Annotated in this window: 22 protein-coding genes, 1 tRNA gene and 1 pseudogene; 17 read left to right on the forward strand and 7 right to left on the reverse strand. The window is 69.8% G+C overall.

The window, feature by feature from the left end; all coding sequences use genetic code 11:
- The first annotated feature begins 113 nt into the window (after nt 1-113).
- The 4 genes from rpsF (at nt 114) to rplI (ending at nt 1,815) form a co-directional block, all read left to right on the forward strand.
- Nucleotides 114-404 carry a 30S ribosomal protein S6 gene (rpsF, locus tag CFK38_RS02890; protein ID WP_096801721.1) on the forward strand — a complete coding sequence of 97 codons (291 nt, stop codon included), beginning with the start codon at nt 114-116 and terminating at the stop codon, nt 402-404.
- A 56-nt stretch (nt 405-460) separates the two neighbouring features.
- Nucleotides 461-1,003 (forward strand): single-stranded DNA-binding protein, encoded by a 543-nt coding sequence (locus CFK38_RS02895; RefSeq protein ID WP_096801722.1) that lies wholly within the window; start codon nt 461-463, stop codon nt 1,001-1,003.
- An 84-nt stretch (nt 1,004-1,087) separates the two neighbouring features.
- The gene (gene rpsR / locus CFK38_RS02900; RefSeq protein ID WP_096801723.1) at nt 1,088-1,324 is read left to right on the forward strand and encodes a 30S ribosomal protein S18; all 237 of its coding nucleotides are present in this window, start codon (nt 1,088-1,090) and stop codon (nt 1,322-1,324) included.
- Between the two features lie 17 nt (nt 1,325-1,341).
- A complete protein-coding gene (rplI, locus tag CFK38_RS02905; RefSeq protein ID WP_096801724.1) occupies nt 1,342-1,815 on the forward strand; it encodes a 50S ribosomal protein L9 in 474 nt (157 codons plus the stop codon).
- Between the two features lie 114 nt (nt 1,816-1,929).
- Here rplI and CFK38_RS02910 read toward each other — a convergent pair whose 3' ends face one another.
- Nucleotides 1,930-3,312 carry an aminotransferase-like domain-containing protein gene (locus CFK38_RS02910; protein WP_172895759.1) on the reverse strand — a complete coding sequence of 461 codons (1,383 nt, stop codon included), beginning with the start codon at nt 3,310-3,312 and terminating at the stop codon, nt 1,930-1,932.
- A 61-nt stretch (nt 3,313-3,373) separates the two neighbouring features.
- On the opposite strand from CFK38_RS02910, the pseudogene CFK38_RS17930 reads away from it, so the two are divergent.
- From CFK38_RS17930 to CFK38_RS02930, 5 genes and pseudogenes are all read left to right on the forward strand, one after another.
- Nucleotides 3,374-3,688, forward strand: a pseudogene (locus CFK38_RS17930) (DUF6198 family protein); the annotation flags it as partial.
- A 79-nt stretch (nt 3,689-3,767) separates the two neighbouring features.
- Entirely contained in the window at nt 3,768-5,198 is a 1,431-nt protein-coding gene (locus CFK38_RS02915; RefSeq protein WP_157773325.1) for an amino acid permease, read from the forward strand.
- A gap of 137 nt (nt 5,199-5,335) precedes the next feature.
- Nucleotides 5,336-5,419 (forward strand) — tRNA-Leu (locus CFK38_RS02920).
- 221 nt (nt 5,420-5,640) lie between these two features.
- Nucleotides 5,641-6,465, forward strand: a complete 825-nt coding sequence (locus CFK38_RS02925) for an alpha/beta hydrolase (RefSeq protein ID WP_096801726.1) — start codon at nt 5,641-5,643, stop codon at nt 6,463-6,465.
- Between the two features lie 101 nt (nt 6,466-6,566).
- The gene (locus CFK38_RS02930; RefSeq protein ID WP_096801727.1) at nt 6,567-7,685 is read left to right on the forward strand and encodes a magnesium and cobalt transport protein CorA; all 1,119 of its coding nucleotides are present in this window, start codon (nt 6,567-6,569) and stop codon (nt 7,683-7,685) included.
- A gap of 33 nt (nt 7,686-7,718) precedes the next feature.
- On the opposite strand, the gene CFK38_RS02935 is transcribed toward CFK38_RS02930, so the two are convergent.
- The gene (locus CFK38_RS02935) at nt 7,719-8,267 is read right to left on the reverse strand and encodes an NYN domain-containing protein (protein WP_096801728.1); all 549 of its coding nucleotides are present in this window, start codon (nt 8,265-8,267) and stop codon (nt 7,719-7,721) included.
- Between CFK38_RS02935 and CFK38_RS17045 the strand changes: the two genes are divergently transcribed.
- Together CFK38_RS17045 and CFK38_RS02945 are read left to right on the forward strand one after the other, a co-directional pair.
- A complete protein-coding gene (locus CFK38_RS17045) occupies nt 8,254-8,589 on the forward strand; it encodes a hypothetical protein (RefSeq protein ID WP_157773326.1) in 336 nt (111 codons plus the stop codon). The genes CFK38_RS02935 and CFK38_RS17045 overlap by 14 nt on opposite strands.
- Nucleotides 8,590-9,212: 623 nt before the next feature.
- Nucleotides 9,213-10,886, forward strand: coding sequence for an HNH endonuclease signature motif containing protein (locus tag CFK38_RS02945; protein ID WP_096801729.1), 1,674 nt, complete (start codon nt 9,213-9,215; stop codon nt 10,884-10,886).
- Between the two features lie 227 nt (nt 10,887-11,113).
- Here the strand turns inward: CFK38_RS02945 and fdhA are convergent, their stop codons facing one another.
- From fdhA to CFK38_RS02965, 4 genes are all read right to left on the reverse strand, one after another.
- Complete coding sequence (fdhA, locus tag CFK38_RS02950; protein ID WP_096801730.1) at nt 11,114-12,340, reverse strand: formaldehyde dehydrogenase, glutathione-independent; 1,227 nt, start codon at nt 12,338-12,340, stop codon at nt 11,114-11,116.
- Between the two features lie 180 nt (nt 12,341-12,520).
- Nucleotides 12,521-13,582, reverse strand: coding sequence for a Gfo/Idh/MocA family protein (locus tag CFK38_RS02955; protein WP_096801731.1), 1,062 nt, complete (start codon nt 13,580-13,582; stop codon nt 12,521-12,523).
- 35 nt (nt 13,583-13,617) lie between these two features.
- The gene (locus CFK38_RS02960) at nt 13,618-14,499 is read right to left on the reverse strand and encodes a sugar phosphate isomerase/epimerase family protein (protein ID WP_096801732.1); all 882 of its coding nucleotides are present in this window, start codon (nt 14,497-14,499) and stop codon (nt 13,618-13,620) included.
- A 34-nt stretch (nt 14,500-14,533) separates the two neighbouring features.
- Nucleotides 14,534-15,658: an ROK family protein gene (locus CFK38_RS02965; RefSeq protein ID WP_096801733.1), complete on the reverse strand. Its 1,125-nt coding sequence runs from the start codon at nt 15,656-15,658 to the stop codon at nt 14,534-14,536.
- 127 nt (nt 15,659-15,785) lie between these two features.
- On the opposite strand from CFK38_RS02965, the gene CFK38_RS02970 reads away from it, so the two are divergent.
- From CFK38_RS02970 to CFK38_RS17050, 4 genes are all read left to right on the forward strand, one after another.
- Nucleotides 15,786-17,210: a protein adenylyltransferase SelO gene (locus CFK38_RS02970; protein ID WP_096801734.1), complete on the forward strand. Its 1,425-nt coding sequence runs from the start codon at nt 15,786-15,788 to the stop codon at nt 17,208-17,210.
- A gap of 169 nt (nt 17,211-17,379) precedes the next feature.
- A complete protein-coding gene (locus CFK38_RS02975; RefSeq protein WP_245851203.1) occupies nt 17,380-18,645 on the forward strand; it encodes a mechanosensitive ion channel in 1,266 nt (421 codons plus the stop codon).
- Between the two features lie 111 nt (nt 18,646-18,756).
- Nucleotides 18,757-19,311 (forward strand): type 1 glutamine amidotransferase domain-containing protein, encoded by a 555-nt coding sequence (locus tag CFK38_RS02980; RefSeq protein ID WP_096801735.1) that lies wholly within the window; start codon nt 18,757-18,759, stop codon nt 19,309-19,311.
- 19 nt (nt 19,312-19,330) lie between these two features.
- Nucleotides 19,331-19,630 (forward strand): hypothetical protein, encoded by a 300-nt coding sequence (locus CFK38_RS17050; protein ID WP_157773327.1) that lies wholly within the window; start codon nt 19,331-19,333, stop codon nt 19,628-19,630.
- A gap of 3 nt (nt 19,631-19,633) precedes the next feature.
- On the opposite strand, the gene CFK38_RS02990 is transcribed toward CFK38_RS17050, so the two are convergent.
- Nucleotides 19,634-21,268, reverse strand: coding sequence for a glycoside hydrolase domain-containing protein (locus CFK38_RS02990; protein WP_096801736.1), 1,635 nt, complete (start codon nt 21,266-21,268; stop codon nt 19,634-19,636).
- A 425-nt stretch (nt 21,269-21,693) separates the two neighbouring features.
- Between CFK38_RS02990 and CFK38_RS02995 the strand changes: the two genes are divergently transcribed.
- Nucleotides 21,694-22,362 (forward strand): alpha/beta hydrolase, encoded by a 669-nt coding sequence (locus tag CFK38_RS02995; protein ID WP_096801737.1) that lies wholly within the window; start codon nt 21,694-21,696, stop codon nt 22,360-22,362.
- A gap of 131 nt (nt 22,363-22,493) precedes the next feature.
- Nucleotides 22,494-24,386, forward strand: coding sequence for a hypothetical protein (locus CFK38_RS03000; protein WP_157773328.1), 1,893 nt, complete (start codon nt 22,494-22,496; stop codon nt 24,384-24,386).
- The last annotated feature ends 3 nt before the right edge of the window (nt 24,387-24,389 follow it).

A 24,389-nucleotide genomic window follows, 5' to 3' on the forward strand; every position in this document is an offset into this window, starting at 1 on the left:
GTACGATGGGCCGGTCCGTGCCGGGCATCGCCGATGTCCGGACCGGATGGCATGAACCCTCCTGCCACGGAGAGACCGTGGCCGCAGAGACCACAGGAGGTGGGTACCAGAACATGCGCAAGTACGAAATGGTCGTCATCCTCGACCCGTCCGTCGATGAGCGGACCGTCACCGGAACTTTCGAGAAGCTCGTCCAGGTCATCCCGACCGAGGGCGGCACCATCGACAACGTCGACGTCTGGGGCAAGCGGAAGTTCGCCTACGAGATCGACAAGAAGTCCGAGGGCATCTACATCGTCCTCAGCTTCACCGCGAAGACCTCCACCGCACAGGAGCTGGATCGCCAGCTCGGACTCAACGAGTCCGTCATGCGCACCAAGGTCATGCGTCTCGACGCAGCCTGATCCGCTGCCGCTGAAGCCCGCACCACCCCACCCCATCCCGGAGCAGAGGAGCACCCATGGCGAATGACACCGTCATCACGGTGATCGGCAACCTCACCGCCGACCCCGAGCTGCGTTTCACGCAGTCCGGCATCGCGGTCGCGTCGTTCACCATCGCGTCGACCCCCCGCATGTTCGACCGTCAGGCGAACGAGTGGAAGGACGGCGAGGCGCTGTTCCTGCGCTGCTCCATCTGGCGCGATGCCGCGGAGAACGTGGCCGAGTCGCTCGAGAAGGGCACCCGCGTCGTCGCGCAGGGCCGTCTCAAGCAGCGCTCGTTCACCGACCGGGAAGGTCAGAACCGCACCAGCATCGAGCTGGACGTCGACGAGATCGGCCCCTCCCTCAAGTACGCCACCGCGAAGGCCAACAAGGTCCAGCGCGGGGGCGGCGGAGGCCGCGGCGGCTTCGGCGGCGGCGCCCCCCAAGGCGGCGGCCAGGGTGGCTACGGCAACCAGGGCGGACAGGGCGGCTTCAACAACGCCCCCCAGGGCGCCCCGGCCGCCGATCCGTGGGCCGGCGGCGGCAACCAGGGCGGATACGACGACCCGCCCTTCTGATCGCTCCGTCGATCACAGCATCACACTGATCCACTCCATCCCGGGTGCATGCCCGGGCTCCCCTCAGAAAGAAGGAGCACCACGATGGCCAAGCCCTCACTTCGTCCCCCGAAGAAGAAGCAGAACCCGCTGAAGGCCGCGGGAGTCGAGACCGTCGACTACAAGGATGCCGCGCTGCTGCGCAAGTTCATCTCCGACCGCGGAAAGATCCGCGCCCGTCGGGTCACCGGCGTCACCGTCCAGGAGCAGCGCAAGATCGCGAAGGCCGTGAAGAACGCCCGCGAGATCGCCCTGCTGCCGTACGCGACCGCCGGCCGCTGAGCGAGGAAGAGAAGATTATGACCACCAAGCTCATCCTCACCAACGAGGTCACCGGCCTCGGTGCCGCCGGCGACGTCGTCGACGTCAAGGACGGCTACGCCCGGAACTTCCTCATGCCCCGCGGTCTCGCGACCCCGTGGACCAAGGGCGGACAGCGTCAGCTCGACCAGATCCGTGCGGCCCGTGGCAAGCGCGCGATCGCCAACATCGAGGACGCACGGTCGCTGAAGGCCTCGCTCGAGTCCAAGCCCGTCGTCATCGCCGAGCGCGCCGGCCAGAACGGCCGTCTCTTCGGTGCGGTCTCCTCCAAGGAGATCGCCGAGGGCATCAAGGCGATCTTCGACAAGGACATCGACCGTCGCACCGTCGAGTTCGTGGCGCCGATCCGCTCGCTCGGCGAGCACAAGGCGACCGTCCGTCTGCACGAGGACATCTTCGCCAACCTCGTCGTCCAGGTCATCGCCGCCAAGGGCGCGGCTGCCAAGGCCTGAGTTCTCAGCGCCTGATCGCTCGGAGCCTGATCGCTCGGAGCCTGATCGGGCACGCCTGACCTCAGAAGCGCCTCGCACCCTTCCGGTGCGGGGCGCTCCTGCGTTCCCGGGACCTCAGCCCTCGAGCTCGGCGAGCACCTCGAGCGCCCGCCGCAGCGGCGCGGCGCGGCCGCTGAAGGGGAGGCGCAGGGCGTGGGGCCAGCCGGTGCCGAGAGGCGAGAATAGCGCCCCGGGATGCAGCGCGACGCCGCGCTCCCCGGCTCGGAAGACCAGCTCGGGCGCCGGTAGGCGCGTACCCGTGACCCACAGGGAGAGCCCGCCCTCGGGTGCGGTCCACGTCCAGTGGGACAGCAGCTCCGCGAGCGTCTCCGCGACGAGCTCCCAGGAGCTCGTGATGTGCTCATGGCAGTGCGGGACCCCGTCGGCGGTCATCGTGGGCATCAGCCGGGCGGCGATCCGCTGTTCGAGCGGCGGCATGCCGAGGTCCACGCCGAGGCGGAGGTGGGAGAGGGCGTCCGCGATGTCCTCGGAGGTGCGCACCCAGCCGATCCGCAACCCCGCCCACAGCGACTTCGAGAGCGATCCGACCAGGAGCGTCGTCGCCCCCTCACCGGCGGTCGGGGGCGGCGCGGGCGTGCGGTGCCAGTTGATGCCCGCCAGGGTCTCGTCGATGATCAGCGGCGTGCCCGTGCGGGCCGCCGCCCGGAGCAGCCGCACACGGTCCTCGGCGCCCAGGAGTCGGCCCGTGGGGTTGTGGAAGTCCGGGGTGAGGACGGCGGCGGCCAGGGCGCCGGAGGAGACCGCCTGCACGATCGATCCGGCATGGTCGGCGGCGAGGTCGATCGGCATCGCCCGGCGGTGGGCGGCCGTGATCACGCGGGCGGAGTTCGGGTAGCCGGGGTTCTCGGTCCCCACGCGCGCGCCCCTCGCTGTCATGGACCGCACCGCGAGATGCAGGCCGCTCACCGCCCCGTTCGTCACCACGATCTGCCGCGGCTCGGTGGGCAGGCCGCGCCGCGCGTAGTGGCCGCAGATCTGCTCGATGAGCTCGGGGATCCCGTCCGCAGGAGCGCTGCCCCATGCGGGGTCCTCCGCGAGGCGGGCGGCCGCCTCGGCGGCCGCGGAGCCGAGCTCCGGATGTGGCGGGAGCACCGTCGCCCGCAGGTCCACCGCGCCGGGCGCGAGCGGGGCCGAGCGCGCCGTGAGGGACTCGACCGGCCCCGGGGCCGACGGGCCGCGCACGGTGCGTCCTGAGCCCTGACGGGCCCGCAGCACGCCCCGCTCCCCGGCGGCGTCCAGGGCCCGCACCACGGTGCCGCGGGAGAATCCCAGCTCGGCGGCCAGCATCCGCTCGGAGGGGAGCCTGGCCCCGGGCGTGAGACGACCCTCGCCGACGAGGGCCGCGATACGAGCGGACAGCCAGTCGGAGCGGCCGACGGCGGGCGGGTCGCCGAGCAGCGCGAGCAGCGTGCGCAGGGGGACGGTCTCGGGGGTCACGGATCCAGTGAAGCACGATTGGCCCTGTCCCATTGGTCCATTGCCGGGCAGGCTTCGAGGCATGCCCCCCGCCCTCGAGAACCTCACCGTGCGCGACCAGCTCCGGCTGGACCGCCTGCCCCTGCGCCTGCTCACCCTCACCCTCGGCCTCACCGGGTTCGGCGTGGGCATCGGGCTGATCCTCCGCGCGGGATGGGGCGCGGCGCCCTGGGACGTGCTGTCGGTGGCCCTCGCGGAGCGCACGGGCCTCAGCGTCGGCACCCTCACGATCCTCATGAGTTTCCTCGTGCTGCTGCTCTGGATACCGCTGCGCCAGAGGCCCGGGATCGGCACGCTCGCCAACGCACTCTGGGTGGGCATCGCGATGGACGCGACGCTGCACCTGGTCCCGCCCGCGGAGAGCGCCCTCGCCGCCGTCGGCACACCCTGGCGAGCCGGTTCGCTACCCTCTCCTGGTGACTTCCTCGACCACCGAGACCCCCCGCCGCGCCGACGGCGGCCTCGCCCGCTCCCTCGGCCACGGCCAGATGGCGATGATCGCCATGGGCTCCGCGCTCGGGACCGGCCTGTTCCTCGGCTCGGGCGAGGCGATCGGCATCGCCGGCCCGGCCGTGATCATCTCCTTCGCGCTCGGTTCGCTGATCGCCGCGACCATCGCCCTGTCGATGGGTGAGATGGCCTCCCGCCACCCCGTCCGCGGGGGCTTCGGCACCCTCGCCGCGCACTACCTCTCCCCGTTCTGGGGGTACATCACGCGCTGGCTGTACTGGATCGTCACCGTGTGCGTGACCGGGGCCGAGCTGGTGGCCTGCGCCGCCTACCTCGCCTACTGGGTGCCGGCGATCCCGATCTGGGCCGGGATCCTGATCTTCGCGGCTGTGATCATCGCGATCAACCTCTCGAGCGTCGGCTCCTTCGGCATCGTCGAGTTCTTCCTGTCCTCGATCAAGGTGATCGCTGTGTTCGCGTTCATCCTGGTGGGCGCGGTGCTGGTGTTCTTCGGCCTACCGGACGCCCCGGCCCCGGGCCTGTCCCGGCTCACGGCCGACGGGGGCTTCGCCCCGAACGGCTGGGCCGCGGTGTGGATCGCCCTGTCGGTGGTGATGTTCTCCTTCGGCGGCATCGAGCTGCTGTCGATCACCGCGGCCGAGGCGAAGGACCCCGCCCGCTCCATCAGGACCGCCGCCCGCACCACGATCGTGCGCCTGGCCTTCTTCTACGTGTTCTGCATCGGCTTCGTGCTGTGCCTGGTGCCGTGGCGGACCGCAGCCGGCTCCGGTGAGGACGTGGCGACCTCGCCGTTCGTGATGGTCTTCGACCAGCTGGGCATCCCCGGCGCCGCCCACATCACCAATCTGCTGGTGCTCATCGCAGCGCTGTCGGCCGCGAACGCGAACCTGTACGCCGGCAGCCGGATGCTGCACTCCCTGGCCTCCGACGGCCTCGCACCGCGCTTCGCCGCCCACACCACCGCCCACCGGGTCCCGGTGGTCGGCATCGCCCTGAGCTCGGCGGGCCTGCTCGGGGCCGCGCTGCTCGCCTTCAGCGGGGTGGGCGGCGTGTTCGGTTACATGATGAGCCTGGTGGTGTTCGCGGTGATCCTGGTCTGGGCGCTGATCCTGTGCACCTACATCGCGTTCCGGCGTCGAGGGATCAGCGGGGCCACCTTCCGCATGCCCGGCGGGGTCCCGACCGCGATCGTCGGCCTGATCGGACTGGTGGCGGTGTTCGCGACCATCGCGGTGCGGCCCAGCATGCAGGTCGCCGCGATGGTGGGGGTGCCGGCGGTGCTGGTCGCGGTGGTGCTCTATGTGGCTGTCGCGCGTCGCCGCATGGATCCCGCCGACATCGAGGAGGCCTTCGCGGAGGCCGAATCGATGCGCTGACCCGCTGACACACCGGCGCGGAGCTGTCGACGTGTCGTTCGTTACTGTGCGGGGCGTCGGTTTGGGCTGACGGTGGAGCGGGGGTAATCTAGGGGAACCTTCGGCCTCGGTGGTTCAAAGCCCGGTGCCGGAGATACGCGCAAGTGGCGGAATTGGTAGACGCGCACGGTTCAGGTCCGTGTGCCGGAAACGGCGTGGGGGTTCAAGTCCCCCCTTGCGCACCGCAGAGATTCCCCGGTTCACCCAGGTGAACCGGGGTTTTTCAGGTCCCGGTGCCGCAGCGGCGTCAACCTCCGGGCCGCTAGGATCCTGAGCCTGAGGGAGTGGCTGCCCGCGCCGCTCAGCGCTCTGCTCTCTCCGCCCGCCCCTGGTGGCCCGCGGCCCTCTTCTCCGTGACACCGGAAGGAGCGCATCCGCGCGAGGGGACAGGCATGATGGCCCCATGAGCGATCACTCCCCTGCGACGGACTTCACCCTTCACGGCCACGCCGGCGCCCTCGTGGGCAGGGCCTGGACGATCCCGGAACCCCACTGGGTGGCGGTGATCGCCCATGGCTACGGCGAGCACATCGGCCGTTACGGGTGGGTCGCCGAGCGGCTGCGCGACGCGGGCGCCGCGGTCTACGGCGCGGACCACGTCGGCCACGGTTGCAGCGACGGGGAGAGGGTCCTGATCAGCGACTTCGAACCGGTCGTGGACGATCTCGACCTCGTGGTCGAGCACGCCGCCGCGGAACATCCGGGCGTTCCGATCGTGCTGATCGGCCACTCGATGGGCGGGATGATCGCCGCCCGCTATACCCAGCTGCACGCGGATCGGCTGCTCGCCACCGTGCTCACCGGGCCTGTGCTCGGATCGTGGATCACCGTGGACTCCCTGCTCGCCCAGGACGAGATCCCGGCCACCCCGATCGATCCCGACACCCTGTCCCGCGATCCTGCGGTGGGCGCCGCCTATGCCGAGGACCCCCTGGTGTGGCACGGCGACTTCGCCCGCCCCACGCTCGAGGGCCTGCGGCAGGCGATGGCCACGATCGCCGCGGCCGGCGGCGTCGGGGAGCACCCGATGCTGTATCTGCACGGGGAGGGCGACCGTCTGGTCCCGCTCCCGGCCAGCTGGGAGGGCCTGCTCGAGCTGCGCGGCCCGCGGACCTTCACGAAGACCTATCCGGGCGCGCAGCACGAGAGCCTCAACGAGACCAACCGCGACGAGGTCCTCGCGGACGTGATCGGCTTCGTGGAGGGTGTGCTGGCTCTGCCGCGGTGAGCGCTACGATCACGTCCGGCTCGCCGTGAACGGACGGCGATGACCCCTGTCCCAGCGCGGAGGAGGATCTCCTGCCGGCGGACGTTCCACGAGGAGATGACATGACCCAGCGACGACATGGCCCGCCACGGCGCCGGCGCTCCGATCGCTCGCGCGAGCAGGGCGGCCGGGAGCGCCGCCCGGACGACGGGGGAGCTGCGCCGACGACGCGGTACGTCTCCGGCGGGGTCCCCTCCCACCAGCCGGAGGGCGACTCGATCCGCGACGCGCTGGAGTTCACCCGCGGCGCCGCGGACCGGATGGTGATGTTCTTCTACCCGCAGCCCGGCAGGGAGCAGGTGCTCGAGCTCGGTGAGGCCTGGGACCTGCATCCTCTCCTGCTCGAGGATCTGCTCAACGCGCACCAGCGGCCGAAGCTCGAGCGCTACGGCGACGTCCTGTTCCTCGTGGTGCGTTCGGCCCGCTACCTCGACGAGCAGGAGGAGGTCGACTTCTCCGAGTTCCATCTGCTGGTGCGTCCCGGGGCTGTGGCGGTGCTCTGCCAGGACGGCCACTGGATCGACGGGAGCGACGGTCCGCGCCTCGATGAGGAGCATCCCCTGACGTCCACCCATCGCGAGCGCATGGCGCCGGAGGACGGGAGTCTGCTGACCCTGGGCCCGGAGGCGGTCCTCTATCGCGTGCTCGACATGATCGTCGACGGCTACGGCCCCGTGCTGCGGGGTCTCACGATCGACAAGGAGCAGATCGAACGGCAGGTGTTCAGCGGGGATGCCGCGGTGGCCGAGCGCATCTATCGGCTCAGCCAGGAGGTCATCGACATGCAGCAGGCGGTGACGTCGCTCGCCGACGTGATCGATGCGCTGCAGGCCGGGTTCGGCAAGTACGAGATCCCGGGCGGGCTGCAGGCCTACCTCGACGACGTCGCCGATCATCTCTCCCGCGCGGCCTCGCGGGTGCGCGACCTGCGTGATGCCCTGTCCCAGATCCTGGAGGTCAACGCGACCCTCGTCGCGCAGCGGCAGAACGAGGACATGAAGAAGATCTCCGGCTGGGCGGCCATCCTCTTCGCCCCCACGCTCATCGGTGCGATCTACGGCATGAACTTCGACGACATGCCCGAGCTGCACTGGGCTCTGGGCTACCCGATGGCGCTGGGGATGATGGTGGGACTGGGCGTGCTGCTCTACGTCATCTTCAAACGCAGCAAGTGGATGTGACCCGGGGACTCTCGAGTGCCCCCGGGCCGCTCCTCAGATGAACTCGAGCGGATCGAACTCGTCGATGTCGATGATCCGCACGCGCGGCAGGCGGCTGGTGAACGCTGCGACGTCGTACTCGAGGTCGTGGAACTCGATCCCTGGGATGTCCTGCAGATCCGAGGCCATGAACTCGCGGAACCCGACGATCGCGGTCCGGCGATCCAGGTCAGCGGCCAGGTCCTCCATCTGCGGGACGAAGTCCTTGTCATGGCTGACCAGCATGACGTCGGCCGCGCGCGACTCGAGAGCCTCCGCGGTGCGCTGGATCGCGATGTCCACGATCTTGCCCTCGCCACGCAGCGGGATGGGCTTGTAGCCCATCGCGATGAGCGCCTGCACGAAGCTCGAGGGCAGGCTGTCCTCGACAGCGAGGAAGAACAGCCCGGTCACAGGCTGGTGCCACGTCATCTCGGCATGGTGGAGGAGCTTGTTCCAGCGAGGGCGCTCTTCGGGCTGGGGGCGTCGGCCGAGGACCGAGACCCCGAGCGTGGCGTCGATGTTCTCGCCGTCCACCAGGAGGTACGTGGTGCGTTCCGTCATGGGTCGACCTTACGCGCTCCTGGGGCGTGGGACCTCCTTCCCGGGCAGCACCCGGCGGGTCCCGATGCATCCGAAGCTGCCGACGGCACCGATCGACAGCAGCGAACCGATCGAGCCGATCGACAGGAGCGAACCGATCGAACCGATGGACAGCGCTGAGCCCACCGAACCGATGGACCAGATCGAGCCGATCCCGAGCAGTGAGCCCCACGATCCGAGGGAGAGCACGGAGAGCCCGGAGCCGACCGCGAGCACGGAGGCGGTCGAACCGACTGCGGCGATCGAGTCGTTCGACGCGATGGATCGCCTCGGGCTCGGGTGACGGGTGGCCGGGCGGGGTCGGACCGTGAGGACGGGAGCAGAGTGACGCCAACTCATAGCGGCTCCTTCTGTAGGAGGACCGGGCTGTAGGAGGACCGGGCACTGGGTTCACTCTATGCCGGAGGATCTCCGGATGGGAAGTTATCCCCAGAATTATGCACAGTGTGGATAAGTGCCACAATCTTTCCTCCACGCCGCTCCACCATCCACATATTTTACGTGGGTCTTGACGACATGTGCGGGGTGATGCGTCGGTTCATGTATTCGCCGCTCTTCGCCGTCCGAGCGGCGTGACCTCGTTGCGTCAGGAGCGGAACGCAGAACCGGTGTCGAGTGTCTCGAGATACCATGACTTCGCAGGTGGACGCACTGTTCTCGTCGGGCCACGACAGGCGCTCGGGGGGGGGGTGCAGGGTCGAAGGATCGGTGAGGCGCCCGTGGCTGGGGCCGAGGATGCAGACGCGATCATGCACTGGATGACCTTTCCTCCACGCACGGTCGTTATCCACAGATTCATCCCCATTTTGTCCATGGCCTTCTGCAGTGGGGGTGCACGGAATAGTATCGAGGGATATTTCAGGCGTGATCCGTGAAGTGCTCCGGATACGGGAGGAGGTGGTGGCGATGGGTGAGTTCGAGGACGCGGATTCCGATCGCAAGAGCGCGGGCGAGGGGCCGCACGGTGCGGCGGATGCCGCACCCCGGAACGCCGCCGCTGCCCGACCCTGTGAGGTGTTCGAGTGGGCGGTGCGGGCGCGTCGAGAGCTGACCGAGGAGTACATCCTCGAGGAGGTCGAGCCGGGCAGTGTCGAGGCTGCGCGGGTGCTCTCGCTGCACCACACGATGAAGGCGCGGGCCCGCCTCCATGCCGACCATCTCCGTCAGCTCTCCACGTTCTTCTGTGAGGACCCCGCCGTGCAGGGCCTCCTGGACGACGCGGACGTCACCGCGTTGAAGGTCGCGACCGGTCTGCGGTGCACCTACGTCCAGGCCCAGGGGCAGGTCCATGACGCGCATATGGCGGTGGAGTGGATGCCGCTCACCTTCGAGCATCTCCGAACCGGTGACCTGCCTGCGGCCTGGCATCACTCCCTGATCCGGCACGTGCGCCGGTTGGATGAGGAGCAGATCCGACAGGTCGATGCGCATATGGCGACCGTGGAGCTGCCATCGGTGTCCAAGGCGACGTTCGACAAGCAGGTGGTGCTGGCTGTGGAGCTGGCGACCGCCGGCACTCTGCCGGCCCCACCCTCGACGTCGAGGGATGTGGGGATCGTGGGCGTCGATACCGAGACAGGGACCGCGTCACTGCTGGTGACGGGCCCGATCCCCGAGATCCAGTCGCTCGCGCACCGACTCGATGTCGCCTCTCGCACCGTACAACGAGCCCAGCGCACCGCCCTGGAGAACGGAGCAGAAGGACCGCTCCCGTTCGACATCGACGAGAACCTCCACGAACGGGGACGCGCCCTGTCGCTGGCGACCCTCCGGTATGCGATCCTCACTCACTCGATCCTGGACATCGACCCCGTCGAAGAGACCAGCCGGCCCTACAAGATCCTGGTCACCGTTCCCGCGACCACGCTGCTGGGGATCGATGACGCGCCGGCGATGCTGGAGGGGATGAGCCCTCTGCCCGCAGAGCAGGCCAGGGCGCTCGCCGCAGGGGAGAGCACATGGCAGCGGATCCTCACCGACCCCATCACCGGCGCGTACCTGCCGGTGTCCGCGACGACGTATCACCCCAGTGCGCAGATGCGGCTCCAGCTGCGGCTGCGACACCCCGTCTGCGCGGTCCCCGGCTGCACCCGCGCGACGGTGATCGCGGCCGAGGATGACCACATCATCGAGTACGACCACGAACACCCCGACCAGGGCGGACAGACCAGCCTGTGGAACCTCCACCGGCTGTGCTGGCTGCACCACAAGCACAAGACCGCCCGCCTGATCGATCCCGGCCGCGACCCCGGGGACGATCCCGGCACCGGGGACGGCACCACCACCGCCGGACCATTGGAGACGACCTGGGTCATCGGCGATGTGGTCCGGACGAGGTCGAGGGCGAATACCGACCTGCTGACCCCACACACCGTCCAGGCGATGGAGCGTGCCTGGCGCGTGCACCAACGCTCCCGTGAGGACGCCGAACGCCGCCACGCCGAGGAGAAGACCCGACCCCCGGGGGAGCGGGCCGCGCAGCAGCGCGCTGCTGCGTACAAGAAGGCCTACCCCGGCCGGTATGCCCGTCGGATCATCCCACCGGGACCGACCCCCGACGAGACCGACCCACCGTTCTGAGCGGTGGGGAGCGGAACCACGCTCGAGATCTGACATCGATGTGACGACACGCTCTGACCTGGGCTCTTGCCGTGCTGTGGCCCATCGAGCCGCCGCTGGTCGATGGCGGGGCTGAGCGCGATCGCGCTGTGCAGCGCGCACCGTGACACGGATGTCACCTCCGGACGCACGTCGCCCGCCCCGGAAGCCCGTGCGAGCGGCTCCGGGGCGGGCGGTGAGACTCAGGCTCAGACCGGCTGCACCTTGCCGGTCATGCCATGGGGATCGATGACGTACTTCGTGGCGACCCCGGAATCGAACTTCTCGTACCCGACCGGCGCATCGTCCAGCGAGATCGCCGCGGCGTTGACGGCGTCGGCGATCTGCACCGTGTCGTGCAGGATCGCCTCCATCAGCTGCCGGTGGTACTTCATCACCGGGCACTGACCGGTGGTGAACGCCAGCGACTTCGCCCAGCCCAGCCCGAGCCGCAGCGAGAGCGAGCCCTGCTGCGCGGCCTCGTCCACACCGCCCGGATCGCCGGTCACGTACAGACCGGGGATGCCGAGCGCGCCACCGGCACGCGTCACATCCATCAGCGTGTTCAGCACCGTCGCCGGCGCCTCCTGCGCATCCTTGCCGTGACCGCGGGCTTCGAAGCCGACCGCATCCACTCCCGCATCGACCTCCTCCCGGCCGAGGATCCGGGAGATGCCCTCGCGCGGATCCTCGCTCGACACGTCGATCGTCTCGCAGCCGAACTTCGCCGCATTGGCCAGACGATCCGCGTTCATGTCCGCCATGATCACCACCGAGGCGCCCAGCAGCTGAGCACCCACGGCGGCCGCCGTGCCCACCGGACCGGCACCGGCGATGTACACCGAGGAGCCAGGGCCCACCCCGGCGGAGACCGCGCCGTGGAAGCCGGTGGGGAAGATGTCCGAGAGCATGGTCAGATCGAGGATCTTCTCCATGGCCTGGTCCTTGTCCGGGAACCTCAGCAGATTCCAGTCCGCATACGGCACCAGCACGTACTCGGCCTGACCACCGACCCAGCCGCCCATGTCCACGTAGCCGTAGGCACTGCCGGGACGGTCGGGATTCACGTTCAGGCAGATCTCGGTGCGGCGCGTCTTGTACATCTCGCAGCGGCCGCAGGAGATGTTGAAGGGCACCGAGACCAGGTCGCCCTTCCGGATGAACTCCACACCGGGGCCGGTCTCGATCACCTCACCGGTGATCTCGTGCCCCAGCACCAGGTCCTTGGGAGCCGTGGTGCGGCCACGCACCATGTGCTGGTCGGAGCCGCAGATGTTCGTCGTGACCACTTTGAGGATCGCCGCATGGGGCAGCTTGCGGCCGACGTTGTCCGGGTGCACGCCCGGTCCGTCCTGCAGCTCGTAGGTGGGGTAGTCGATGTCGATGACCTCGACCTTGCCCGGTCCCTTGTATGCGACTGCGCGATTGCTGGACATCGATGAGCCTCCTTGCCCTCTCGGGCGGCTCCCGAGGCCTGGCTGCACCCGTGGACGAGCCGCACCACCCCCCAGCCTGGGTGAGCTGGGTCACGAAGTCAACGGAGGGAGGGAGCGCACCCGGCCCGTGCGGACCGGACGCGCTCCTCTCCTCACCCGCAGCACGCCGGGCCCACCGGCTCAGACGAGCGAGACCTCACGGCCGAGCTCGGCCGACTCGTAGATCGCCTCGAGGATGCGCACGATCTCGACTCCGTGCCAGGCCGGGGCGATCGACTCGGCCCGGCCCAGGGAGGCGTCGACGAAGTTCTGGATCTCGTGGGCGAACCCGACCCCGAACTCGAAGCTGCGCGAGGCGATCTGCGGTTCGATGTTGACCACCGAATCGTGCATCTCCGTGGCGATGTGGAGCGAGGGCTCGAGCTCCGCGCCCCCTTTCTCGCCGTAGACCGAGACGTCGATCGAGTCCTTGGTGGCATGCAGCGAGAACGAGCAGTCCAGCAGCAGCGAGGCGCCGTTCTCGAAGCGGATCACCGCGTTGGCGAGGTCCTCGACGGTGTTCTTGTCGGGGTCGTAGTCCGCCGCCTTGTAGCGGGGCATGGTGGTGACGTTCCCCCGGCTGCCGAGCTTGTCGTAGGTGTTCCCGCTGACCGAGACCACCGTGGGGCTGCCCATCAGGTACCAGCACAGGTCCAGCACATGGATGCCGATGTCCAGCAGCGGGCCGCCGCCGGAGAGCTCCTTGTCCGCGAACCAGCCGCCGGGGTTGCCGACGCGGCGCAGGCAGCTGGCCTTGGCGTAGTAGATCTCGCCCAGCTCGTCCGCATCGATGAAGGACTTCAGCACCTGGCAGTTGGGCGAGTGGCGGCGCACGAAGCCCACCTGCGCCACTCGGTCGCTCTGTGCGGCGACGCGCTGGATCTCCTCGGCCTCGGCCAGGGTGCGGGCCAGCGGCTTCTCGACCAGCACATGCTTGCCGGCCTCGAGCGCTGCGATCGCCCAGGAGGCGTGGGAGTTGTTCCAGGTGCAGATCGAGACGCCGTCGATCTCCGGATCGGCGAGCAGCTCGTGGGGATCGGCGTAGGCGCGGGCCGCGCCGAACTGCGCGGCCACCGTCTGCGCCCGCTCGAGATTCATGTCGGCGACCGCGATCAGCTCGACCTCGGCGTTCTGGGAGTACGCGGTGAGATGGGACTGGGCGATGCTGCCGGCGCCGATGACGCCGACTCGGAACTTCGTCATGGGTGATGCTTCCTTCGTCAGGGGGACAGGGGTGGTCAGGCGAACAGGCTCTTGGCGTAGGCGATCCCGCGCTCGCAGCCCAGGAGGCAGTCCTCCCAGCCCTCGAACTCGATCGCGGCGTAGCCGGAGAAATCGGAGTCACGAATGGCCCGGGCCACGGCCCGCAGATCGATGTCGCCGCTTCCCACGACCGCCCCGCGCAGAGGCTTGCCGCCGCGGCTGCGGAACCACCCCTCGCCGGGTGCGGCATCGGCCGGCCGCACGTAGAAGTCCTTGAAGTGCACGACCATCGCGTAGGGGAGGTTCTGTGCGACCGACACCGCGGGATCCTCGTCGACGCACACGAAGTTGCCCACGTCGAGGGTGGTGAGGAAGTTCGGCTCGTCGACCGCGTGGATGATGCGACGGATCCTGTCCGCGGCCTGCACGAAGAATCCGTGGTTCTCGAGGCTGGTGGTGATGCCCCTCGTCGCGGCGTACTGCGCGATCTCCTTGCTCGCCGCGACGATCTGCGGCAGCACCTGCTCGAACAGCGGGGTGTCGTCCCCGTCGTGGCCGCCGTGGGGCACCACGTCGTGGCGCATCCGGGTGATCCCGAGCCGTGCGGCGAGATCGACGTACTCCTTCACCCGGGCGGTCTGCGCCGGGTCCCCGGAGGAGAGGTCCGCGCCGATGGCGAGGTTGGTCAGCAGCACTCCCGCGGACGCGGCATGCTCACGGATGCGGTCCACGTAGGCCGGATCGGAGGCGAGGTTCGGGATCGGGGACTCGGCGTCGTCTCCGAGGACGGCGAGCTCGAGATGCTCCCCCTCGCTCGCGGCGATCCAGTCGATGACCTGCGGCAGGGTCATCTCCCCGGTGGAGAGCTTCGCGTGGAAGCTGTAGGAGCTGAAGCCGAAGGTGATGTCGGCGGTCATGGAGGTGTCCTTGCGGGTCGATGGGGTGGGGTGGTCAGGACAGGGTGGCGTGGAGGCGATGCCACGGGGCGGGGACCTCGGGGATGCCGGTGATCTGCGAGGAGCCGTGGGCGAAACCCAGGCCGAGCGCGCCGATGAGGGCACCGTCGGTGGTCAGCCGCGCGGGCACCAGCTCGGGGGCGTGCTCGGTCATCAGCAGTCGGCCGACGGCGCGGCGCAGCGGCGCCAGCAGGGTCTCGCCGGCGCGGGAGAGGCCGCCGCCGACGACGACCCGTTCGGGGTCGACGGTGAGCAGCACGGTGGCCAGCCGCGGTGCGATCTGGGTGCAGAACTCCTCGACCTCGGCCTGGGCGGCGGCGTCCCCGGCGGCGGCGCGCTCGAGGAGTCGGCGTCCGTCGTCGCCGGTGGACCAGGTCAGCCGGCCGCGCACCGAGCTGTCGGTCCACCGCATCCCGCGCTGGCTGCCGAGCTCACCGGCCAGGCGATGGGCACCCTGCAGGATCTCCCCGCCGACCACGACGGCGACGGAGATCCGGTGGCCCAGCTGGAGGAGCACGATGCTGTGGGCGGGCGGGGCGAGGTGATGCTCCGCCAGCGCGGCGAGCTTGATGTCGTTCTCGACCGCCACCGGACAGCCCAGTCGGTCGGCGAGCATCACGCCGAGATCGAGACCCTCCAGGTCGGGCACCGCGAGGCTCCGGGTGATGCGGCCGTCGGGCCCCAGGATCCCGGGGACGGCGACCCCGACCGCGGTGGGTGTCGTCCGCGTCTCGTGCAGCGCCTGCGTGAGCGGGGCGAGGGGGTCGGAGCCGGTGGCGGGCGCGGAGCCGCGGGCCAGTACGCGCCCGGCGGCATCGGAGACCAGGCAGCGCACGGTGCTGGTGCCGATGTCGAAGGCGGCGACGGTCGCCGCGGAGGCGTCGAACCCGAAGCGGCGGGCCGGCCGCCCGGCGCCACCCGGAGTAGCGGCCGGGGCGGGCGCGACGAGCCCGGTGGCGCGCAGGTCCTCCAGCACGGCCTCGACGGTGGGGCGGGAGAGCCCCGTCGCCGAGGCGAGCTCGGCCAGGCTCAGCGCTGCGGCCGCCTCCCGCAGCACGACCACGCAGTCACGCGCGTTGGCGAGGCGGACCGCAGAGGGATGGGAGAGCGCCGTGGCCATCGGTCCTTCTCGCGTCGCAGGTCCCCACCACCATTACGTAAGGGGGTTGCACAATGTGCGTGACCAGTGTGCTCCCCACGGCCGGAACCGTCAAGCGGTCAGTGCTCCGGGGTGGGAGACTGGGGAGATGGAGAAGGTCGCCCCGCCCGCCCCGGTGCTCCAGCAGAGCTACGCCCGCGCGCTCCCCGAGCTGTCGGTCCCCTGGCGCGCCGACGCGCCGCCGCGACCCGAGATCGTATGGCTCAACGAGCCGCTCGCCGCGGAGCTGGGGTTCGACGCGGCGTGGCTGCGCGGCGAGGACGGCCTCGCGCTGCTGACCGGGCAGATCGACGGGACCACCGCACAGGCCTACGCCGGCCACCAGTTCGGCAGCCCGAACCCGCAGCTCGGCGATGGTCGGGCGGTGCTGCTGGGCGACCTCGTGGACACCCGTGGTCGCCACCGCGATCTGCATCTGAAGGGTTCCGGCCGCACTCCGTTCGCGCGCGGCGGCGACGGGAAGGCGCCGCTCGGGCCGATGCTGCGCGAGGCCGTCCTCGGAGAATGGCTGCACGCCACGGGTGTGCCCACCAGTCGGGCGCTCGCCGTGCTGAGCACCGGGGAGCAGATCGCCCCGCGTCAGGGCGTGACGGCGGAGCCCGGTGCGCTGCTGGTGCGGGTCGCGGCGAGCCACCTGCGGGTGGGGACCTTCGAGTACGCGACCTGGCACCTGGACGAGGAGGTGCGCCGGCGCCTCGTCGAGTTCACGATCCGGCGCCACCACCCGTCGGCCGACGGGCCGCTGGGGCTGCTCGAGGCGGTGACCCGGACGCAGGCGGAGCTGGTGGCGAGGTGGATGCTGCTGGGCTTCGTGCATGGCGTGATGAACACCGACAACATGGCCCTGTCCGGCCAGGGCATCGATTACGGACCCTGCGCCGTGCTCGACGTCCATCGTCGTGATGCCGTGTTCAGCTCGATCGACCGGGGCGCCCGGTACGCCTACGGCAAGCAGCCCGGCATCGCGCTGTGGAACCTCTCCCGCTTCGCCGAGACCCTCCTGCCGCTGCTGGACGAGGCGGATCCGAACGTCGCGGTGGAGCAGGCCACCGCGGTGCTCGAGCAGTACGAGGGCTGGTATCAGCAGGCCTGGACCCGCCAGATGGCCCGCAAACTGGGGATCAGCGGCGACGTCGAGGGGGTGTCCGCCCTCGGCCAGGAGCTGCTGGTGCTGCTCGAGGAGCAGCAGGTCGACCACACCGGCTTCTTCCGGGCGCTCGGGGAGGGCAGGGCCGCGGAGCTCGTCGCCGGCGACTCCTTCGCGCAGTGGGCGCGGCGCTGGGAGGCTCGGCGCTCGGCGACGCCCGCGGAGATGGCGTGCGTCAATCCGCTGTACATCCCTCGCAACGTCCGCCTCGAGGCGGCGCTGCGCTCGGCGCACCTGGGTGACCTGGGACCTGTGCGGGAGCTGCTCGCGGCGGTCTCCGCACCGTTCACCCGTCGGGCGGGGCTCGAGCATCTCGAGGGCCCGGGTGACGGCGGCGAGAACTTCCTGACTTTCTGCGGGACCTGATACTCAGATGTGAGAACTCTGTGACCAGTGCGTGTGGACGTGACGCAGGTCATACGTCATGCTCGACCCCGAGGAACCATGACGATTCCTCAGCCGATGGACGACCGGTGATCCGCAGGCCGGTAGAGGAAATCGGTGACCGACTTCCCCTCGAACCCCGGAGGATCCCGTGGATTCACTATCGAACTTCGACTGGGCGGGGCTGGGACTGAAGGTCCTGGCCGCCGTCGTCATCCTGGTCATCACCGCGATCTTGGCCATGCTGGTCAAGAAGGGCGTGGCCGGCCTGACGCAGAAGGTGCCGGCCCTCCGCCGGCCCGGCGTGGACGGGGCGGCGCTCGGCAACTCGATCGGCACCATCGCCTCGATGGTCATCTGGCTGCTGGGCCTGATCATCATCCTCGGGATCTTCCAGCTCTCCCAGGTGCTCTCGCCCGTGATCTCGATGCTCGAACAGGGCCTCGGGTTCATCCCGAACATCATCGGTGCCGTGTTCGTCTTCATCATCGGTCTGACGATCGCGAAGATCGTGCGGGCGCTGATCACCACCGCGCTGAACGCCGTGGACTTCGGCAAGCTGCTGGGCACCGCCCAGTCCGGCTTCGACAAGGCCACCGGCGGAGTGACCTCCGCCGGGCGTCCCACCGAGCCGGCTGCGCCGCAGGGCGGGCCCGACCAGGCCCCGGCCGTCTCCCCGGCGTCGAAGGTCCCCGAGATCCTCGCCTCCGTGGTCTTCGCGCTGATCATGATCGTGGTGTCGATCGCGGCGCTGCAGATCCTGGGCATCGCCTCGATCTCCGACCCCGCCTCCGCGATGCTCACCGCGGTGTTCACCGCGATCCCGAACATCATCGCCGCCGTGGTGCTGGTGGGGATCGGCGTGCTCGTCGCCCGCTTCGTCTCCGGCCTGTTCCGCCCGATCCTCGAGGGATCCGGCATCGACGCCTGGCTGACCAAGCAGGAGATCCTCTCGCCGGGCTCCTCCGCCACCCCGACCGTGCTGCGCGTGGTCGAGATCGCCGTGGTGCTGTTCTTCGCCGTGATGGGCGCCCAGGCGCTGGGCTTCCCGCAGATCACCGCGATCCTCTCGCAGATCCTCGAGCTGGGCGGCAACGTGCTGTTCGGCGGCGCGATCATCGCCGCCGGCTTCTTCCTGGCGATGATCGTCGGCAAGGTGCTCAAGGGCACCGTCGGCTCCGTCGTGAAGTGGGCCGTGATCATCCTGTTCGTCGCGATGGGCCTGAAGTCGATGGGCGTGGCCGACTCGATCATCGAGATGGCCTTCGGCGCTCTGGTGATCGGTGCCGCCGCCGCCGCGATGCTGGCCTTCGGGCTCGGTGGCCGCGAGGCCGCCGCCCGTCAGCTCGCGAAGTTCGAGAAGGCGCAGGCGCGGGAGCCGGTCCCGGGTACGGTGCCGCCGCGTCCGGAGGGCTGATGTCCGCATCGCAGTGACCCTCGAGGCCGCCACGGATCCGTCCGTGGCGGCCTCCCCGCCGCGCCGCAGTGATACGGTCGCACCCCGGACGCCCCGATGTGAGGAGACGCCATGAACAGCACCCTCGACGGACGCAATATTCTCGTGCTGACCAGTAATTTCGGCACGGAGACCGACGAGATCCGCATCCCTCTGGCCACCCTGCGCGAGGCGGGCGCGAAGCTCACCGTGGTCGCCCCGGAGACGGGTGTGGTCACGACCCTCGAGCGCGACCGCGAGCGCGGTCCCGAGGTACCCGTGGACGCGGCCCATGACACCGTGAAGGCTGCGGACTTCGACGCCCTGGTGCTGCCCGGAGGCACCCTCAACGCGGATGCGCTGCGCGGGGACGAGACCGCGCAGTTCCTGACCCGCGCCTTCGCCGCCGACGGCAAGCCCGTCGCCGCGATCTGCCATGCACCCTGGCTGCTGGTCGAGACGGGCCTGGCCGACGGCCGCGAGCTCACCTCGGTCCCCACCATCCGCACCGATCTCATCAACGCGGGCGGGCGATGGGTCGATGAGGAGGTGGTGGTCGACGACTCCGCCGGCTTCCGCCTGATCACCTCCCGCACGCCCGATGACCTCGACGCCTTCACCACGGCGATCATCGACGCCCTCAGCTGACCCACCCGAGGAGGACCCCATGACCCAGTTGCCGCCGAACGATCCCGCCGACGATCCCGAGCTCGACCGGATCACCGCGACCAGCGAGGACGAGTACGAGCGCGGCGCCGACGAGGAGACCGACGAGGTGAGCATCGACGACGCCCTCGAGACCGACCGCGTCGCCGCCGAGGGGCCGGACTCCCGCAACGCCGACGGCTACGGCTTCGACACGGACCGCGACCGCGGCGGTGACGACGCCACCGCCGCCGAGCAGGGCAATCGCGAGGAGGACCGCATGGAGGCCGAGACCGCCGAGCAGGAGCTGCCCGAGCTCTGAGGCTCAGCGCTCCAGGGCGGCGAGGATCTTCTCGTCGACTGCGTGCCGTGCGCGCAGGTGCTCCTCGACGTCGTAGGAGAACGACGAGTAGGTCAGCGTGCCGCCCTCATCGATCAGCGCCCTCGCGCTCGCACGATCGGTGAGCTCCGCGAGCCAGGTCAGCGCCCGGTGATCGGCCATGGCCTGCACGAACACGCGGTAGCGCAGCGAGAGCCAGGGGGTGCCGTCGGGCCCCGGGTAGACGACGAAGGGATCGCCGCCGAAGAAGCCGCCGCCCGAGCAGGTGTCCTCGAAGGGGTCGATCGGCCGCACCGAGTACTGCGCCCACCAGAAGTTGAAGCCCCAGTGCAGGAAGCCGGGCGCCTCGAAGGCGAACAGCTGCCGGCCCAGCACTCGATTGCGCACGGAGGGCAGGGCGATGAAGCGATTGGCGACATCGCGGTTCTGGGAGACGCAGTAGTACACCCAGGGGTGCCAGCCGGCCTCGAGGAACGGGCCCACGTGATTGGTCGCGACGATCGGCGTGTCCACCACGCCCTGCTCGGCGAAGGCGAAGGGGCTCAGGGCGTCGACCACCTCTGCGCCCTCGAGCAGGTCCGCGACCTGAGCCTTCGCCGCGCTGTAGTCCTCGAGCTGATGCTCGCGCGGTTCGTCCGAGATGTGCCAGAGCACCCGTCCGTCCCAGTGCTCCTCCAGATGGGTGCGCAGCGTCGGGATCAGCGCCTCCAGGAGGCGGCGGTACTCGGGCGAGGTCGCCGCCACGTGCCAGCCGAAGCGGTGCTCGAGGCCGGTGGCCGTCTGCACCTGGATCGCCGGGGTCTTCAGCGCCCCCCACTGGGTGAACAGGTGCGCGATCTCGAGGCCGGTGAAGCCCAGCTTGCGGCAGAGGCCCAGCCAGCGGTCCAGGCGGGAGAGGTCGAAGGAGTACTCGCCGCCCTCCTCGTGGATGCCGATGAGCTGGACGAAGGGCCGGGTGTGCCCCTCGGCGGTGTCCAGCGGCGGGGTCCAGGTGGGGGTGAGCACGCTGTTCACGTCCATCTCCCGGGCCGAGACGAGGTAGGTCTCGATCAGCTCCCAGTGCCGCTCGGAGAACACCTCCACGTCGTAGTACGTCGAGAGGCTGTCGACATGGAACCAGTGCGTGTTGGTGATCGACAGCGGCGGCAGGCGATGCCCATGCACGCGCAGCTGCAGGACGTGCTCGGCGAGGACCTGCCCGCCGGCGGCGTCGGAGAGGGTGAGGGTCAGGTCGTGCTCGCCGGGGGCGGCCTCCACGACGTCGATCCACAGCGCCTCCCAGATCCCCTGGCCCATCCGCACGACGCCGTCGGTGACCGGTTCGAGCAGGTCGGGGTACTCGCCCGGCGCGGTGACGAGGTAGTGCTCGTCGGGATCCTCGGGTGCAGCGGAGGAGACCGGCACCCGGCGCACCGCATGGACCCGGACACTGTCGGCGATCTCGCCGGTGAGCTCGACGCGCAGATCCGGGGCCTCGTCGGCCTCGAGCCGGAGCGCGACCTGGAGCGAGAGCACCTCGCCGAGGAAGCCGGAGGCGTGGGCACCGCCGATCATCGCGGCCGGACGCGGTGCCGCGTCGCCCAGCACCTTCTCCAGGGAATCGATCAGGACGGACTGCATGGTGGGTCTCCTCGAGGGGACGGCGATGTCTCGGGCTGGTGCCCGGCATACATCCTGCCATTCGAGCGCTGACTGCGATCATCGCGATCATCGTCCGGCGGAGGCGGGGGGTGAGCGCAGGCGACGGCCACGTCCCGTGATCCAGCCGCAACCGAGCACGGAACGGCCTCCAGCGGAAAATCCGTTGCGCTGCCGGCGCGGCGGTCCTACGGTGGAGGTACACAGGGAAGGAGGTGGTCCGAGAAGTGAATAATCATCGGACGTGTGAGGTGGCTCGCCGCTGAGGCGACCGTTCATCCGGACGCGCAGCGAATACCACCGAGCTGCCGGGACCCCCAGGGGTCGGATCTCGTCCTTCCGACCAGCGCACCGCGCGACCTGGGGGTTCTCCCCTGCCCGGAGGCGGCGCCGGATATCCTGCCGTGATGACGAACGCCTCCCAGTACGCACCGGTCGAGCTGATCGCGACGGAGATCGACGAGGACGCCGTGGTGCGCTCGGATCCAGACAGGATGCGCAGTGCGCCGATCGTGCTCCTGCTCCACGGCCTGGGCAGCGACGAGGACGACCTCGCCGGGCTGGTCCCCTTCCTGCCCACGGACTTCACCTACGCCTCCCTGCGCGGCATCTATCGCTACGTGCAGGGCTACGCCTGGTTCGAGATGCCGATGGACCCAGCGCGTCCGGAGGCGCTGCAGGCCTCGGCCGCTGCGGTCGAGAGCTGGAGCGCTGCGCAGGACGCCCCGGTCGTCGGTGCCATCGGCTTCTCCCAGGGCGGGGCCCTCGCGCTGCAGCTGCTGCGACGTGATCCGCATGCCGTCGACTTCGTCGTGAACCTCTCCGGATTCCCATTCCCCGCCCCGATGCTCGGAGATTCCGCGCTCGCCGAGGTGTCGCCGCCGGTGCTGTGGGGACACGGCGGCATGGATCCGCACTTCGCCGATGGGCGGGAGGAGGCGGTGCGAGACTTCCTGAGCACCCACACCCGGCTCGAGGAGGAGCGCCGCCCGCAGCTGGGGCATGCGGTCGACGAGGTCGAGCTGCGTGCGCTCGCCTCCTTCCTGCAGCGACGGGCGGCCGACACACGGGGATGAGCGGCGCAGGCGTGCGCCGCTCGCGAAACCTGCTGATCGCCGCGGGGAGGCCATGACTCTGCGTAGAATGCTGGCGCGAACAATCATCCGGCGGGGGACGGGGGTCCCCTCCGCTGCGCTCAGGAGGGGTCATGCGCACGTCTGCCCATATGGTGTCCGGTCGAGGGGATTCGAGGCTGTCCAGGTCACGCCTGCTGCTGCTTCTGATCGCCGGGATCGCTGCGCTGCTCGCCCTCGCCGCCTGCGGTGAGGTCGACAGCTCGACCGAGATCGCTGCGGACGGCTCGGGGGTGCAGACCCTCACCATCACGATCTCCGAAAGTGACATGGAGAAGATCAACGGTGGCGCGGCGACCGTCGAGTCCACGATCGAGGAGCACAACCCCGGGCTGACCTACCAGGGGATGACGAAGGACGGCACCGACACCGTCTTCACCCTGACACTCGAGTTCACCGGTGCCAAGGACTACGCGGCCAAGGCGCAGCCCGTGCTGGCCGCCGGCGATCTCACGAAGACCGCCGAGGCGACTTTCACGCCGCCGACGCCTCCGTTCAGCTCCGGCTACACCCTCACCCGGAACTTCACCGCCCGTGACCTCACCCGCTGGGCCGTGAAGGCGCTGGTGGAGGAAGAGAAGATCGCTGACGGGAGCGAGAGCGACATCGATGACCTGCTGGATCAGGGTGAGGCGACGGTGACGGTCGACGACGCCGATCTGGACCGGTCCACGTACCCCGGCACGGACTCGGCCGCCGTGTGGACCAATGCGGAGACGGTCAGCTTCGACGGCGTGGAGGTGGTGACCGCCGGCGCTGAGGACCCTGCCGCGGACTCCTACCTCCGCACCGTCACCTATGAGCTGCAGCGCGCCATATACCTGGATGCGAAGGACGACTTCGACGCCTTCTTCGAGGCGGCGACCCCGGAGGGCGGCGAGCTGACACCCGCCGGAGAGACCGGGACCACCTGGGAGATCGTCTTCCCGGCCGGGACCGCCGAGCAGGTGGCGGGGTGGACCGATACGGCGCTGGCCACTACGGGAAGCGTCTTCTCGGTCGAGGTCGCACCGAATGCCGAGGATCCCTTCTCCATCGACACCCGCGTCGTGGACACCATCGAGTGCACGGTGGCATGCGGGGAGAGGGGCCACCTTGAGCAGGGCCTCGAGGTCCCGGTCGGCTTCAGCGGCAGCACGGCCGACGCCCCGCAGGACCAGGCAGCCGCGGGCACGGAGGTGGTCGCGCTCCAGGGCGGCACCGAGCCGCAGATCTTCACCCGGACCATCGGCTTCCGCACCGCCTCCTATGACCTCGTCGTCGACCGGGACGGCGGGGGTTCGCTCACCATGGAGTTCTCCCTCCCGGCGGCGGATGACGCAGCGGTGACCGCGGAGAACATCATCGCCTTCCTGGGTGAGGGCACCGAGCGCTCCGAGACCGACGGAGTCGTCACCTACACCCGGACAGCAGAGGCCGCAGACGCTGGCGAGTTCCCGGGCGCGCTGCAGAAGCTCGGCTTCGACGGCGCCGAGGGCCCGCCCCAGGTCTCCGTGGCGGACCGCGGCGATGGCGACTTCCAGGTCTCCCTGGCATTGGGTGTGAACGGCACGCTGTACGAGAAGCTGGGCACCGATGCGACCTGGACGATCCGTGGAGAAGGCCTGCGCCCGACTGCCGTGCTTCAGGATGAGGCCGGTACCGCCGTCCTCGGCGAGGAGGTCATCACGGTGGACGGCCAGCACGGCGTGCTCCTGGTGTTCTCTGCGGAGCGCACGGGGCTCAGCGCGGGCGTGATCGCCGCGATCCTCATCGTCCTGGCCCTGTTCGGCCTGGTGATCGCGGTCGGTATCGTCGCATTCCTGAACCGGGGACGGATCAGGGCCCTGCTCGGCGGGACCGCGCACGAGCCTGCAGCGGTGGACGGCCCCGGGCAGCCTGCTCCCGCCACGGACCAGCCCTCTGCTGCCGAGGCTGCTGCGGAGCTGCCCGCGGACACGCCCGCGCCGGAGACCGATCGCCCCTGAGGC

The organism is Brachybacterium vulturis (genome assembly GCF_002407185.1).
Taxonomy (GTDB): domain Bacteria; phylum Actinomycetota; class Actinomycetes; order Actinomycetales; family Dermabacteraceae; genus Brachybacterium; species Brachybacterium vulturis.